General features: G+C 68.3%; 8 protein-coding genes. 3 read left to right on the top strand and 5 right to left on the bottom strand.

Annotated elements, in window-relative coordinates; genetic code table 11:
* Nucleotides 1–495: 495 nt before the first annotated feature.
* Together ACMZ91_RS20690 and mrcB are read right to left on the bottom strand one after the other, a co-directional pair.
* Entirely contained in the window at nt 496–1,035 is a 540-nt protein-coding gene (locus ACMZ91_RS20690) for a hypothetical protein (protein WP_080356554.1), read from the bottom strand.
* Nucleotides 1,032–3,470 carry a penicillin-binding protein 1B gene (gene mrcB, locus ACMZ91_RS20695; RefSeq protein WP_049462627.1) on the bottom strand — a complete coding sequence of 813 codons (2,439 nt, stop codon included), beginning with the start codon at nt 3,468–3,470 and terminating at the stop codon, nt 1,032–1,034. Before mrcB ends, ACMZ91_RS20690 begins: the two co-directional genes overlap by 4 nt.
* A gap of 96 nt (nt 3,471–3,566) precedes the next feature.
* Between mrcB and ACMZ91_RS20700 the strand changes: the two genes are divergently transcribed.
* Entirely contained in the window at nt 3,567–5,666 is a 2,100-nt protein-coding gene (locus ACMZ91_RS20700; RefSeq protein WP_134950716.1) for a glycosyltransferase, read from the top strand.
* Here ACMZ91_RS20700 and ACMZ91_RS20705 read toward each other — a convergent pair.
* Together ACMZ91_RS20705 and ACMZ91_RS20710 are read right to left on the bottom strand one after the other, a co-directional pair.
* On the bottom strand, nt 5,663–7,228 hold the full coding sequence (locus tag ACMZ91_RS20705; protein ID WP_121504670.1) for a hypothetical protein: 1,566 nt from the start codon (nt 7,226–7,228) through the stop codon (nt 5,663–5,665). The two genes, ACMZ91_RS20700 and ACMZ91_RS20705, sit on opposite strands and share 4 nt — an antisense overlap.
* A gap of 30 nt (nt 7,229–7,258) precedes the next feature.
* Nucleotides 7,259–9,415 (bottom strand): RelA/SpoT family protein, encoded by a 2,157-nt coding sequence (locus tag ACMZ91_RS20710; RefSeq protein WP_414577345.1) that lies wholly within the window; start codon nt 9,413–9,415, stop codon nt 7,259–7,261.
* 130 nt (nt 9,416–9,545) lie between these two features.
* Between ACMZ91_RS20710 and ACMZ91_RS20715 the strand changes: the two genes are divergently transcribed.
* Nucleotides 9,546–10,082: a hypothetical protein gene (locus ACMZ91_RS20715; RefSeq protein WP_032130197.1), complete on the top strand. Its 537-nt coding sequence runs from the start codon at nt 9,546–9,548 to the stop codon at nt 10,080–10,082.
* A 53-nt stretch (nt 10,083–10,135) separates the two neighbouring features.
* On the opposite strand, the gene hrpA is transcribed toward ACMZ91_RS20715, so the two are convergent.
* Nucleotides 10,136–14,218: an ATP-dependent RNA helicase HrpA gene (hrpA, locus tag ACMZ91_RS20720; protein WP_049462624.1), complete on the bottom strand. Its 4,083-nt coding sequence runs from the start codon at nt 14,216–14,218 to the stop codon at nt 10,136–10,138.
* An 86-nt stretch (nt 14,219–14,304) separates the two neighbouring features.
* Here hrpA and ACMZ91_RS20725 point away from each other — a divergent pair, with 86 nt between their 5' ends.
* Complete coding sequence (locus tag ACMZ91_RS20725; protein WP_006439098.1) at nt 14,305–14,853, top strand: Dps family protein; 549 nt, start codon at nt 14,305–14,307, stop codon at nt 14,851–14,853.
* The last annotated feature ends 56 nt before the right edge of the window (nt 14,854–14,909 follow it).

The following is a 14,909-nucleotide window of genomic DNA, read 5'->3' on the forward strand; positions in this document are numbered from 1 at the left end:
GACCTGCAGTTTGAAACGCGCGTCGTATTTGTTCATGTATCCCTCGGGGTTGGATCTGGTGTCCAACTCCCGGGGGTCACTTCACCTTGGGGGCTTGGCCGCGGCATCCATGCCGCGGACACCCCGCAAACCCACAGTCCCCCACCTTCGACAGTGCCCCGGTGACGGAGGCACGCGCTTCGTAGAGTCGAGCTTGCTCGACTGGGATGTCAAAAGCGGTTGAGGGAACGGGAAAAGAGGACGAACTACCGCGAGCGCGCGCAGCGCGCGACCCGCTTTTGATTTTGATTTTGTTCTTGCCTGCGGCCCGCGCGATGTATAGCGGGCCGGGTGGGTGGGGCGTGCAGGACCGTTGGCGCCATGGATGGCGCCATCGAGCCCCCAAGGATGGGTTTACGGCGTGTCCTGCACGCCCCACCTACCCGTCCCATCACCTGTATCCATCAGTGCGAGCGCGCGCCGCAGAGGGGGCAGCGCCCGATGGAGTGGAATACCTCAGTACCGCTTGATCCCCGGCACCGTGCAACCTTCAATCTGCGCATGCGCCGACACCGCATTTTCCTTCTCGCCGCGCGCCAGACGCGACTGCTCGATCGTCGCCCAGTGCCGGCGGCACAGCGGCCCGGTCTTCGAGCCCAGATCCACCGCCTTGCGCGCGAACGTCTCAGCCTGTGCCCATTGGCCCTGCAACAGCGCCAGCTCGGCACGCTCCTGCAGCACCGCCGGGTCACCGGCCACGATTTCCAGCGCGTGGTCCAGGCTGCTGGCGGCACCGGCCAGGTCGTTGGCCTGGCGCTGCGTCTGTGCGGTCACCCGCAGGTCTTCCACCTGCGAATCACGCAGAGGCTGCACCGACAGCTCCTTGTCGTCCGGACCTGCGGCCGCATCCACCGCAGCCAGGCGCTGTGCCGGCGTGGTGGTATCAACCGGCGGCTTGGCCACCGGCGGTGCGCTGCTGACGCAGGCGGCCAGGGCCAGGCTGAGGCCGGTCAGGGCCAGGGGCTGCAGCAGGGATCGCATGTTCATCGGCATCATCGGCTCGGGGGAGGAGTGGCGGCGGCGGGCGCCGCGGCAGGTTCAGCAGGCGGCTCAGGCTTGCGGTCCAGGCCGAACCAGCTACGCCAGCCACCGCCCTCGCCTTCGGCACCCTGCCCGTCCGGCGACACCGCCGGCGCACACGGTGCATAGGCCGGTGAATAGCCCACCACGAACGGGAAACGACGCGCGCCCGGGCAGCCTTCATCCGTGCTGTTGAGTCCGGTCGGCGCCACCGACTGCCAGTCCAGGCCCTTGTTGCTGACCCGCAGTGGCGCACTCGGCAGGCGCTGGAAGATGCCCGACCAGACCCGCATCGCGCCGGTGGCACCGTACAGGCCGGCCTGCTCGTTCTGGTCGTTGCCGATCCAGATCACCGCCAGATGATCGCCGGTGTAACCGGCGTACCAGCTGTCGCGGCCATCGTTGGTGGTACCGGTCTTGCCGGCCGGCTGCAGGCGGCCGAGGCCATCGGCGTTCAGGCGCTGCGCGGTGCCGCTGGCAACCACCTGCTGCAGGCCGACACTGATCAGGTTGGCGGCAATCGAGTCGCCTTCCTGGGCCGGTGCCGGGGTCTTGTCGTAACGCTTGAGCAGCTTGCCCTGCGGATCGAGCACGCCACGCACCGCATGCAGCGGCTGGATTTCGCCACCGGACGCGAGGAACTGGTACAGCTGGGCCATCGCGTACGGGCTCTGGTCGGTCGAACCGAGAATCACCGCCGGATTCGCCTCGGCCTTGATGCCGGCCAGCACGTGGATGAGCTGGGTCACACGCTCGGGGCCGACCTGCATGCCCACGCGCACCGTGGCCTGGTTGTAGGAATGCGCCAGCGCGTCGATCAGGCGCACGGTGCCGTGGCTGCGGTTGTCCGCGTTGCCCGGGTTCCAGTTGCGGCCGCGGCCGAGCTGGACGGTCACCGGTGAATCGTCGACCCAGCTGGCCAGCGAGTAGCGGTCCGGCTGCGCCAACGCGAGCAGGTACACGAACGGCTTCAGCAACGAGCCGACCGGGCGCTGTGCTTCGATCGCACGGTTGAAGCCGACCTCGGACACTTCACGGCTGCCGATCACCGCCAGCACGTCACCGTTGTGCACGTCGGTCAGCACCATGCCGGCCTGCAGTTCGGGGCGACGCTTGCTCTCCAGCGACTTGATGGTGCGGGTCACCGCGCCTTCGGCATAGGCCTGCGCGGACGGCGACATACCGGTCATCACGCTCAGGCCGGCGCCCTGCAGGGCAGATTCCGGATAGTCGTGACCCAGTTGGCGGCGGACCAGATCGACATAGGCGGGGAAGCGGTTGGCGGCAACCAGGCCCGGCGTCTTGGGCACGCCCAGCGGGGCCTTCAACGCACGCTGGTACTCGGCGTCATCGATCAGCGTGGCTTCGTGCAGTTTGCCCAGCACGAAGTTGCGGCGATCCAGCGCGCGTTCCGGATTGCGCCGCGGGTCGTAGAAGGACGGGCCCTTGACCAGGCCGATCAGCAGCGCGATCTGCTCGGTCTCCAGCGACTGCAGGTCGCGACCGAACCAGAACTCGGCGCCAGAGGACATGCCATGGATGGCCTGGCTGCCACGCTGGCCCAGGTACACCTGGTTGAGGTAGGCCTCGAAGATGGTGCGCTTGTCGTAGCGCGCTTCCATGATCAGCGCGTAGAGCACTTCGTTGAATTTGCGGGTAACCGTCTGCTCCTTGCCGATGCCGAGCAGGCCGCTGCGGGCCAGCTGCTGGGTCAGCGTAGAGGCGCCCTGGCGGCTCTGGCCACCGGAGCGGATGGTTACCCACACCGCGCGCGCGATGCCGGACAGGTCGATGCCGTGGTGGCGGTTGAAGTCCTTATCCTCCACCGCCTGCAGGCCGGTCACCAGCAGGTCCGGCGCCTCGTCCATGCGGATCAGGCGGCGTTCTTCCTGCTTCTGGCCGTACAGGGTGGCGATGCGGGCCGGGTCCAACCGCGCGGCCTTCAAGGCCTTGCGGTTGTCGGCGTCGCGCAGCGAGGCGACCGCACCATCGGCCAGTGACAGCTCGAGCCGGCGCGGGGCAACCCGGCCATCGACGTCGTTGTAGCCGCGGCTGGAGATGACGAAGCGCCCGCCGTTCACCGCATAGGTGGCCGGCTCCTTGCCCTGGCCGTCATCGCGGTAGGCGGAGGCGGCCAGCTCGGTCTTCAGCGTGGACGCATCCATCGCCTTGCCGGGGGTGAGCACCAGCGGGCGCGCGTAGACGCGCGTCGGGATCTGCCAGCGCAGCTCGCCGAAACGCTGGGTCACCTGCTGGTTCAGGTACAGCGTATAGGGAATGAGGAAACCCAATCCCAACGCGACCGCAGCCATGCTCCAGGTGATCAGCCGGCGCCGCCACAGCGGGCCGTTGTCCTGCTGGTCGTCGTCGTCGAAATCGTCGATGTCGTCGGAATCGTAGCGTCGGGGCACGGGAATGCGAGAATGTAGGGTCTGGCGAGTCTACCCCAGCCGCTGCGGCTGGCGAATTCTCCCGGGTTCCCCTGCTTAAGCTGGAGTTGCAACCGGATGGCGATGTCCCTGGCCGAGATCCGATACCTGATCAACCGCCTCACGGGCCTGGCCCGCCGGAGCCTGGCCAGCCTGCGTACCCGTGGGTGGCGGGCGACCTGGCAGCGCATCCGCGTGCATACCCAGCGCGCCGTTCCCGCGCCGCGAACGCCGCTGTTCCTGCCGCCGGCACAGGATTTCGCCCCCTTCACGGTGCCGTTCAGCGAAACGCCGGAAGTGAGTATCGTCATCCCGGTCTACAACCACGTCGGCCATACCCTGGCCTGCCTGCGCGCCCTGGCGGCACATCCGCCGCTGGCGGCGTGCGAGATCCTGGTCGTGGATGACGGCAGCAGCGACGCCACCGTGCAGTGGATGCCGCAGGTCGCCGGACTGCGCTATGAGGTGCGCGAGCACAACGGCGGCTTCATCGAGGCCTGCAACGATGGCGTGTCGCGCGCACGCGGCCGCTATGTGGTGCTGCTCAACAACGATACGGTGCCGCAGCCGGGCTGGCTGGATGCCCTGCTGGACACGTTCGCCAGCACGCCCGACGCCGGCCTGGTCGGCAGCCAGCTGCTGTACCCGGATGGCCGCCTGCAGGAATCAGGGGGTGTGATCTTCGCCAACGGCAGCGGCTGGAGCTACGGCCGTTTCGAGGCGGCGGACGACCCACGCTTTGCCAGCCTGCGCGACGTCGACTACTGCTCCGGCGCGGCGCTGATGCTGCCGCGCGCCCTCTGGCAGCAGCTGGGCGGCTTCGATACCCGTTACAAGCCGGCGTACTACGAGGACACCGATCTGGCCTTCCGCGTTCGCGCCCAGGGCCTGCGTGTGCTGGTGCAACCAGCCAGCCGGGTGATCCACGATGAAGGCACCAGCAACGGCACCGATACCGGCAGCGGGGTGAAGGCCTACCAGGTGCGCAACCAGGCCATCTTCGCCGCCCGCTGGGCCACCGAGCTGGCCCACCATCCGGCGGTGGGCGAAGTGCCGTCACCCGCGCTGCTGCTGCGTGGCCGACGCCAGGTGTTGATCCTGGACGAGGAAGTACCCCAGCCGGATCGCGATTCGGCGTCACTGCGCCAGGTGAACCTGATCCGCCTGCTGCTGCAGGGCGGCGCTCATGTGGTGTTTGTTCCCACCCGCCGCGAACATGGCGGTGCCGCCACCGAAGCACTGCAGCGGATGGGCGTGGAAGTCTGGTATGCGCCGTTCCTCGATGGCGTCGCCAGCTGGCTGCGAACGCACGGTGCGCGTTTCCACGTGGCGCTGCTGGTCCGCCACCATGTCGCCCACGAGTGCCTGCCGCTGCTGAAGCGCTATGCGCCGCAGGCCCGCACTGTGTTCGACACCGTGGACCTGCACTACCTGCGCGAACGTCGTGGTGCCGAAGTCGCCGGTGATGCCGGGTTGCTGCGCGCCGCCGAGCGCACCCGCGCCAGCGAGCTGGCGGTGATGGAGCAGTGCGACGTCACCGTGCTGGTCAGTGCCGCCGAGCGCGAGCAGCTGCAGGCCGACGCCCCTTCCGTGCAGGTGGAGCTGATCTCCAACCTGCACGACGTCGCCGGCGCCGGCAAACCGTTCGAACAGCGCCATGATCTGGTGTTTGTCGGCGGCTTCCGCCATCCGCCGAACCTGGATGCCATGGAGTGGTTCATCGGCGAAGTCTTTGCCGGCATCCGCGCCCGCCTGCCCGAGGTACGCCTGCACTGCATCGGTGCCGCCACACCGGAATCGCTGCTGGCATTGGCCGCACGCCAGCCCGGCGTGCAGATGCACGGTTTCGTCGAGGACATCACGCCCTACATGGACGGCGCACGCATTTCCATCGCGCCGCTGCGTTTCGGCGCCGGCGTGAAGGGCAAGATCAACCTGAGCATGGCCCATGGCCAGCCGGTGGTAGGTACCACCTGCGCCGTGGAAGGAATGCACCTGCACCCGGGCCAGGACGTGCTGGTGGCGGATGATGCGGCGGGCTTCGCCGATGCGGTGGTCCGCCTGTACCAGGATCCGCAGCTGTGGCAGCAGTTGTCCGACGCCGGCCTGGCCAACATCGCAGAGCACTTCTCCCTCGACGCTGCCCGCGCGACCGTGCAGCGGGTGTTCTTCACCTAATCCGGGCGACCGCCGGCGCGGCGCAGGCGGTCTTCGAACGCCGGCAGCTCGGCCAGGTCCGGTTGCAGCAACCGTGCCTGTTCGGCGGCGTGTGCGGCAAACGCCAGGTCTCCATTGCCGAGCCGTTCGCTGCCGATCGCCAGCCAGCGCTGGGCCAGGCGCAGGCGTGCCGAGGGAAGTCCAACCGCGGTCGGCGACAGGGTCTGCCACGCCTGCAGGCAGGCACCTGCGGCCTGCACGCGGTTCTGCCGCAGGTTGTCGTCGAAGCAGCGGCGACTGGCGGGCAGCAGCCGCGCTGCGGCAGCCTTCACCCGTGCATCGCGTGGCGCCAGTGACTGCGCTTCGCGCAACGCGTCGAACGCACTGTGCCCGGGGGGGCTGATCCATTGCCCGGCACGTTCGGCGCGCTCGATCCTGCGCAGGTGGTCGCGCAGTTGGCGCTCGCGCTGCGTGTTGCTGACCGCCGGCTGCTGCAGCGCCTTCTGCGCCTGTTGGGCGCGCTGCAGGCGTTGCGCGAGCTGCTGTTGCGCCGCCGGCGAAGCACCCAGTTCCGCTGCCAGTGCGGCATCGGCCTGCGCCGCTTCGAACTGGAAATCGTCGGCCTGCTTCTGGCTGCGTGCCAGCACCGCCTGCAAGGTCTGTTCGCGGCCGCGCTGGGCACTGGAATCATCAACCGCCACTGCCAGCACGGCGAGGAATCCCTTCGCTGCGGATTCCAGCTGCCGACGCTGCAAGGCGCGCTGGGCCTGGCGCAGGCGCTGGTCGACGGCCTGTGCCAATGCTTCCTGGCTGGCGGGCAGATCGGCGTGGCCGGCATCGAACTGGCGCGCACGCTGCAGTATCGCGGCTGCCTCGGCCAGCTCGCCGCGCCCGGCCAGGATGCGGGCCTGCTGCAGCAGATCGCTCAGTGCGTCCTCGCGACCTTCCAGCGCCGGCAGATTGTCCGGCTGCAGTACCAGGATGCGCTGGAACAGGGGCAGCGCGCTGCTGTCACCGTCGTCCAGCCGGCCCGCTGCAAAGGCGTTGCGCGCCTGCGCCAGCAGTGCACCGATGCCGGCGCCTGCGCTGCGCCGGGCCTGCAGCTGGCGTGCCACGGCGTCCGCATCGCCCTGCGGCACCTGCAGTTCCCGGGCCAGTGCCAGCGCCTGCGCGCTGCCTTCGAGGTCGTTGGCCTGCAGTTTTTCGCTGGCCTGCTGCAGGGCCGCGGCGCCGGTACGGGCCAGCCCCTCACGGGCCTGCGGACGATCACCATCCAGCGCCAGCACGGCCTGGTAGCGCTCACGCGCACCACTGCCATCGGCGGCACTCAGCCGACCGGCCGCCAGTGCGCGATCGCCTTCGGCCAGCAACTGTTCAATCTGAGGCTCATCCCAGAACCAGTCGGCCAGCGGCTTGCGCAGCAGCACCAGCAGCACGAACACCGCCAGCGCGGCGACCAACGCCCAGCGCCACACCCGGCGCGCGTGACGTGCCTGCAGCCACCACCAACGGCCTTCGCGGCGGACGCGGTCCAGCGCAGGATGTTCAGCGCCATGCGGGCGATGCGGAGGCTCGCGTTCCATGCGTGCAGGGTAGCCGGGGCAGCGTGAAGCTCAGCCGAGGCGACGCGCCTCGCTCACGCCGGGCAGCGCATCCAGCTTGCCCAGCAGGGTCGACAGCTGGCCGTAGTCGCTCACCTTCAGGCGCAGGCGCAGGTGGGCACGGCCACTGTTGCGCACGTTGTCACTGTGGATGTCGAGCACGTAGGCGTCTTCCTGGGCGATCAGGTTGGTGATGTCCTTCAGCAGCCAGCGGCGGTCGACCGCAGTGACCACCACGTCCACTTCGTAGCCGCCACCGGCCTGCCCCCACTCCACCGGCAGGATGCGCTGCGGGCTGGTGGCTGCCAGCCGGGCCAGCGCGGCACAGTCTGCACGATGCACGGTGACACCCCGGCTACGGGTCAGGTAGCCGACGATCGGTTCACCGGCCACTGGCTGGCAGCAACGCGCCAGCTGCACCAGCAGGTTGCCCACGCCCTGCACGGTGAACTTGGACTTGCCCAGGTTCTCGCGGCGCGCGGTCGGCCGCGGCAGGGCTGGCGCGGGCGTCGGCTGGCTCGCTACACGTTCGGCTTCCAGCAGGGTACGACTGACCTGGTTCGGGCCGGTGTCACCGAGCGCCACCTGGATGTAGAGGTCGTCAACGCTGTCGGCATGGAACTTCTTCGCCGCCACCGCCAGATCAGAATGCTGAAGGCCCAGACGCTTCAGCTCGCGCTCGAGCAGTTCGCGCCCGGCCTGCACGTTGCGCGCGCGGTCCAGCTTGTGGAACCAGCTGCGTACTTTTTCGCGCGAGCGGTTGCTGGCCAGGAAGCCGTTGGCCGGCATCAGCCAGTCGCGGCGCGGATCGGCCTCCTTGCCGGTCAGGATCTCGACGCGGTCGCCGCTGCGCAGGCGGTAGGTCAGCGGCACGATACGGCCATTGACCTTCGCACCACGGCAGCGGTGGCCCACCATCGTGTGCACCTGGTAGGCGAAATCGAGCGGCGTGGCGCCCTGCGGCAGGTCCAGCACCTCGTCCTTCGGGCTCAGTGCATAGACCCGGTCCTCGGTCAGCTCGGCATCGAGCGCCCCGGCCAGTTCATTGCCCTGCCCGTCCTGCGCCTGCTCCAGCAGCTGGCGCATCCAGGTGATCTTGCGGTCGAAGGACTTCTCCGCGCCCTTGCCGCCTTCCTTGTACTTCCAGTGCGCGGCCACGCCCAGCTCGGCCTGCGAATGCATCTCGTGGGTACGGATCTGCACTTCGATGGTGCGCCCTTCCGGGCCGACCACGGCGGTATGCAACGAGCGATAGTCGTTGGCCTTGGGCCGGGCGATGTAGTCGTCGAACTCGCTGGGCACCGGCGCCCACAGTGCATGCACCACGCCCAGCGCGGCGTAGCAGGCGGCGACATCGTCGACCATGACGCGCACCGCACGGATGTCGTACAGCTGGTCGAACGCCAGCCGCTTCTTCTGCATCTTCCGCCAGATGCTGTAGATGTGCTTCGGGCGGCCACTGACCTCGGCCTTGATGCCCTGCGCGACCAGTTCGCGCGACAGCACCTTCTTGACGTTCTCGACGTAACGCTCGCGGGCGATGCGGGTTTCGTCCACCTCCCGCGCAATGCGCCGGTAGGTCTCCGGTTCCAGGTGGCGGAACGCCAGATCCTCCAGCTCCCACTTCAGCTGCCAGATGCCCAGGCGGTTGGCCAACGGCGCATGGATGTCGCGGGTCAGCTGCGCCAGCGCGCGGCGCTGCTCGTCGTCCAGCTTGTCGGCCGCGCGCATGCGCGCCAGCTGCCGCGCCAGCAGGATGGGCACCACGCGCAGGTCACGGATGATCGCCAGCAGCAGGCGGCGCAGGCCCTCGCTGTTGCGCCCGGCCTCGCGGCCGGCGTGCAGCGCCCACACCGGATCGGCCGCATCCTGGCCATCCAGCAGGCCGATCACTGCGGCCTTGTGGTTGCCCAGCGGCAGTTGCTCCAGGCTGGCGCGCAGGCCGGGCAGATCGAACAGCAGGGCCGCGACCACCGCGCCTTCGTCGGCCGAGAGCATCGCCAGTGCGTCGAGGGTGTCGCCCAGCACCGACCAGCTGGCGCGCATCTGATGGTCGCAGTCCGGCGCTTCCCAGTGCCCGCGCAGGGCCTGGCGCAGCGGAGCAGGCAGCACGGCTGCCGAGGGGCGGTTCAACAAGGCATCCAGGCCGGGGACGGAAGCGCGGTTCACAGCATCGAGCAGGCAAGACAGAGGCCCCTACACTAGCGCCGGCGCCGTTCAGGGACAATCACCGCGGCCACCATCACCCGGCATGAAGACATGCCGCTACACTCGCGGGCAAACCCAGGAGAGTCCCGACATGTCCTCGATCGTCCCGCGTTTCCGCCTACGGCTGCTGGCCTGTGCCGCACTGTTGCTGTCCCTGTCGGCGCCTGCGCTGGCCCAGCGCGTGGTGGAGGGTGACCTGCAGCAGCAGATGTCACCGGCCGAGTTCAAGGCGGCCGGCCTGGACAAGCTCAACGCGCAGGAACTGGCCACGCTGAACCGCTGGCTGCAGGGCAAGGTCGAAGCGGCCACTACCCAGGCGGTTGCGGCCGTACGGGAAACGGCGCGCGAGGAAGGCCGTCAGGAAGTGATCGTGAAGAATCGCGGCTTCTTCGATTTCGGCAGCAGCGAGCCGATCACCGGCGTGCTGCAGGGCGAGTTCCGCGGCTTCGGCAAGGGCCGCGTCTACGTGCTGGACAACGGCCAGGAATGGGAGCAGACCGATGCAAGCACCCTGGCCGGTGTGCGCAAGCAGTCCCCCGCCGTCAGCATCAAGCCCGGTGTGATGGGCGTGTGGTACCTGAAGGTCGACGGCGTGAACACCCAGCCGAAGGTGCGCCGAACCAAGTAACGCCGTGACGTTGCTGCAGAGCCGAGCGTGGGCTCGGCTCTGCAGCAACGACGTCACGCCTGGCGCAATGCGGTCACCCGCTGCGCCAGCTTCTTCGCCGAGATGCCGGTGCGCGCACCCAGCTCCTGCGCGAACAGCGATACCCGCAGCTCTTCCAGGTCCCAGCGCAGGGCCTGCCATTGCGGGCGTTCGCGCAGTCCCTGCTGCTCCCCCGCTGCCAACGCCTCCAGGAACGGATGCAGTTCCAGCATGCGTGCCTGGTCACGTGGCGGATCACGCTTGGCACGCTCGGTACGCAGGATCATCGCCTTCAGGTAGCGCGGGTACTGCGCCAGCGCGTCGGCCGGCGTGTCACGCAGGAAGCCGGGATGGATCAGCCCGACCAGCTGCGCTTCCATGTCGTCCAGATTGCCGCGCGCCCAGCCCATCAACGGTGCTTCCAGCATCGGCTTCAGTTCCGCCACCAGCGCCAGGATGGTTTCGGCCAGCTTCAGCCGCGACATGGCCTCGCCGAACAGCGCCTTGGCCGCATGCTCACGACGCTGCTCGAAGGCTGCCGCATCGCGGATGTCTTCCAGCCCCTCGGCCAGCACCGCGTTCATCGCCGCATCGACCAGGTCACCACGCAGGCGCTCCTGCGACTCGATCGCCGCATACAACAGGCCGGTCTTGGCACCGACCGGCAGCTGCTTGCGTGCCTGCTTCACCTTCTCGGCCAGGGCAATCTCCAGCAGACGGCGCACGCCCAGCGGATGGGCCTCCAGCGCCTGCTGGCGATCGGCGAAGATGCGCAGCGCCACGCTGTCGCCCTCGTCCAGCAGCGCCGGATAAGCCGGCACGCCCGCTTCACCGGGTACCTGCAGCGGAATCGGCGTGGCCGGGAACGTGCGAAGGCCATCGGCGGCCATCTCGCGCCCAGCGCGTGCAGCGAACGCATCGCCGGCACGACCACCGAATTTCGCGCGCAGCGTGTCCAGATCGCGCGAGGTCGCCAGCACCTTGCCCTGCTCGTCGCGCAGCCGCAGGTTCATGTGCAGGTGCGGTTCGATCGAACCAGGCTCGAAATCGAGCGCGGTCACCGTTGCGCCGGTCGCACGTGACAGGAAGCGCGCCAGTTCGCCGGTAATGGCATCGGCGCTGGGCTGCGGGAACGCCTCGTAGAACGCGCGGCCGAAGTCCGGTGCCGGCACGTAGTTGCGGCGCATCGCCTTGGGCAGGCTGCGGATCAGTGCCGAGGCCTTGTCGGCGACGAAACCCGGCGCCAGCCAGCCCAGCTGCACCGGGTCCAGTGCGTTGAGCAGGTGCAGCGGTACGTCCAGGGTCACGCCATCGTCGTCGGCACCCGGTTCGAAGCGGTAATGCAGTGGCAGGCGCGCCTGGCCCAGCGGCAGGTACTTCGGATAGCGCTCCTGTTCGCTGCCCTCACCCGGCAACAGATCGACCAGCGACCAGTGCAGGGTCTTGCGCTGTTCCGGCGCCAGCCCCTTCCACCAGGTATCCAGCCCCGCGGCCGAATGGATCTGCGGCGGCACCCGGTCCAGGTACCAGCGCGCCTGCCAGTCCTCGTCGGCAACGATGCCAGCACGGCGCAGCTTGGCTTCTTCCTCGCGGGCGATCTCCAGCACTTTCTGGTTGTCGGCCACGAAGCTGGCGCGGGTGTTGATCTCACCGGTCACCAGTGCCTGGCGCACGAAGATGTCGTGCGCTTCGCCCGGCGCGATGCGGCCGTAGTGCACCGGCTTCTTCGGCGCCAGCACCAGGCCGAACAGGCTGATCTGCTCGGAAGCCAGCACCTGGCCCTGCGCGCGCGACCAGTGCGGGTCGAAGTGCTTGCGCAGCAGCAGATGCGGCAGTTCGGCGATGACCCAGTCCGGCTCGATCGCGGCCAGGGTCATGCCCCACACCTTCTGCGTATCCAGCAGATTGGCCACCAGCAGCCACGGCGGCGGCCGCTTGGACAGCGCCGAACCCGGGAACGGCAGGAAGCGGCGCTGGCGTGGCGCCTGGAAATCGCCCTTCTCGGTGCGGTGGCCGATCTGCGTCGGCAGGCCCGCCACCAGCGCCCGGTGCAGGGTCTGGTAGGCGGCGGCGCGCATGCGTTCGCTGAAACCGCCGCCAACCGGCGCCTGTTCCTTCTGCGCGCGCACGGCCACCGGCGCCGGTGCGGCCTCGGCCTTGCCTTCGCGGGCCAGGCGCGCGGCGCGGTGCAGCTGGCCCCGGGTGGCTTTCACCGCCGCCGCGTCGTCACGCGCCGGTGCCGGCGTACTGCTGCCGGCCAGCAACGGCGCCATCGACGCCTCGCTGGCCTCCTCCTTCCAGCCCAGTTCCTCGCACAGCAGCCGCAGCTGGCGATGCAGCTCGCGCCACTCGCGCATGCGCAGGAAGCCGAGGAAATGACGTCCGCACCAGTCGCGCAGCTTGGATTGGGTCAGGTCTTCATGGGCCTGCCGGTAGGCATCCCACAGGCGCAGCACGCCAACGAACTCGGAGCGGCCATCGGCGAACTGCGCGTGCGCGCTGTCGGCCGCACCACGCGCTTCGGGTGGGCGTTCGCGCGGGTCCTGGATGCCCAGGAACGAGGCGATCACCAGCATCGGCCGCAGGCAGCCTGCGGCCTGCGCGGCCACCAGCATGCGCGCAAGCTTCACGTCCACCGGCAGGCGTGCCATCTGCTTGCCGATGGTAGTCATGCGCCGCTCGGCGTCGATCGCGCCCAGTTCGGTCAGTTGCTGCCAGCCATCGGCCACCGCACGCTCGTCCGGCGCTTCCAGGAACGGGAAATCCTCGATGCGGCCCAGGCCCAGCTGCAGCATGCGCAGGATCACCCCGGCCAGGCTGGAGCGGCGGATTTCCGGATCGGTGAATTCGGGCCGCGCCTGGAAATCAGCTTCGGCGTACAGGCGGTAACAGATACCTTCGGCGATACGTCCGCAGCGGCCCTTGCGCTGGTTGGCGCTGGCCTGCGAGATCGGCTCGATGTGCAAGCGGTCCAGCTTGTTGCGCGGGCTGTAGCGCTTGACGCGGGCGAAGCCCGGATCGACCACGTAACGGATGCGCGGCACCGTCAGCGAGGTTTCCGCCACGTTGGTGGCCAGCACGATGCGCCGGTTCGGCCCGGGGTTGAACACCCGGTCCTGGTCCTGGTTGGACAGGCGCGCGTACAGCGGCAGCACCTCGGTGTTGCGGTACTTGCGGCGCTCCAGCGACTGGTGCGCATCGCGGATCTCGCGCTCGCCCGGCAGGAAGATCAGTACGTCGCCGCGCGCATCCAGGCGGGTGATCTCGTCAATGGCCGACACGATGGCGTCGTTGACGGTGCGTTCGCCCTGGTCTTCGCCCTCGCCTTCCAGCGCGCGGTAGCGCACTTCCACCGGATAGGTACGGCCTTCGACGCTGATCACCGGCGCATTGTCGAAATGCTGGGCGAAGCGTTCGGTGTCGATGGTGGCCGAGGTGACGATCAGCTTCAGGTCCGGCCGCTTGCGCAGCAGCTGCTTCAGGTAGCCCAGCAGGAAGTCGATGTTGAGGCTGCGTTCGTGCGCCTCGTCGACGATGATCGTGTCGTAGTTCGACAACCAGCGGTCACTGGCAATTTCCGCCAGCAGGATGCCGTCGGTCATGAACTTGATGCGGCTGTCTTCGCTGACCTTGTCGTTGAAGCGCACCTGGTAGCCGACCAGCTGGCCCAGTTCGCTCTGCAGTTCCTGCGCCACGCGGCTGGCCACCGCACGTGCGGCAATCCGTCGCGGCTGGGTGCAGCCGATCATGCCGGCCTGGCCACGGCCTGCGGCCAGGCACAGTTTCGGCAGCTGGGTGGTCTTGCCCGAGCCGGTTTCACCAGCGATCACCACGACCTGGTGGTCGCGGATCAGCCCGATGATGGCGTCGGCTTCACGCGCAATCGGCAGCTGCGGGTCCAGAGTAATGGACGGCTGCTGCTGCGCCCGTGTCATCCGGCGCTGCACCGACGCCTGCAAGGCCTGCTCGAAAGTGGCGGCCAATGCCGCATCCTGTGGCTTGGCCTGGCAACGCGAGAGCATCCCCAGCAAACGGCCCCGGTCGCGGCTCATGGCGCCGTCGATGGCGGCGCGCTGTTGGCGCAGGCGGGGCGATGGATTTTTATCGATAGAGTTCATCAATCGGTTCGTTCAAAACTTTGAAAGCGACCAGTCATCACGACCGGTTTATTGTGAAGGCCAACGATTCCACAAGGAGGAACCCCATGGCGAAGACCAAGAGCACGACCAAGGCCAAGACCGGCAAGCAGAAGCTTGCAGCGGCGGCACCGTCGGCGCCGAACATCGATATCGGGATCACCCAGGGCGACCGCAAGAAGATCGCCGACGGTCTGTCGCGCTTCCAGGCCGATGCGTTCACGCTCTACCTGAAGACGCACAACTTCCACTGGAACGTGACCGGGTCGATGTTCAACTCGCTGCACACCATGTTCGAGACGCAGTACACCGAGCAGTGGGCGGCACTGGACGACGTGGCCGAGCGCATCCGCGCGCTGGGCTTCAATGCCCCGGGCTCCTACCGGGAATTCGCTGCGCTGACCTCGATCGCCGAGGAACCGGGCCTGACCGACAGTGCGGACTGGCGTGAAATGGTACGCCAGTTGGTGGTCGCCAACGAAGCGGTCTGCCGTACGGCACGTGAAGTGCTGGACGTGGCGGCCAAGGGTGACGACGCCCCGACCGAGGATCTGATGACCCAGCGCCTGCAGACCCACGAGAAGTACGCCTGGATGCTGCGCTCGCTGCTTCAGTAAGGGTTGGGGGTGTTCGGCAGGGCTGCGCCCTGCACCCGCAGAGGCCTTGAAGCCAA

The sequence above is a fragment of the Stenotrophomonas sp. FR024 genome (assembly GCF_047500745.2).
GTDB classification, from domain to species: Bacteria; Pseudomonadota; Gammaproteobacteria; order Xanthomonadales; family Xanthomonadaceae; genus Stenotrophomonas; species Stenotrophomonas maltophilia_A.

Coding starts and splice junctions, on each gene's coding strand:
- ACMZ91_RS20690 (WP_080356554.1), bottom strand. CDS start 1,035: ATGATGCCGATGAACATGCGATCCCTGCTGCAGCCCCTGGCCCTGACC.
- ACMZ91_RS20700 (WP_134950716.1), top strand. CDS start 3,567: ATGGCGATGTCCCTGGCCGAGATCCGATACCTGATCAACCGCCTCACG.
- ACMZ91_RS20705 (WP_121504670.1), bottom strand. CDS start 7,228: ATGGAACGCGAGCCTCCGCATCGCCCGCATGGCGCTGAACATCCTGCG.
- ACMZ91_RS20715 (WP_032130197.1), top strand. CDS start 9,546: ATGTCCTCGATCGTCCCGCGTTTCCGCCTACGGCTGCTGGCCTGTGCC.
- hrpA (WP_049462624.1), bottom strand. CDS start 14,218: ATGAACTCTATCGATAAAAATCCATCGCCCCGCCTGCGCCAACAGCGC.
- ACMZ91_RS20725 (WP_006439098.1), top strand. CDS start 14,305: ATGGCGAAGACCAAGAGCACGACCAAGGCCAAGACCGGCAAGCAGAAG.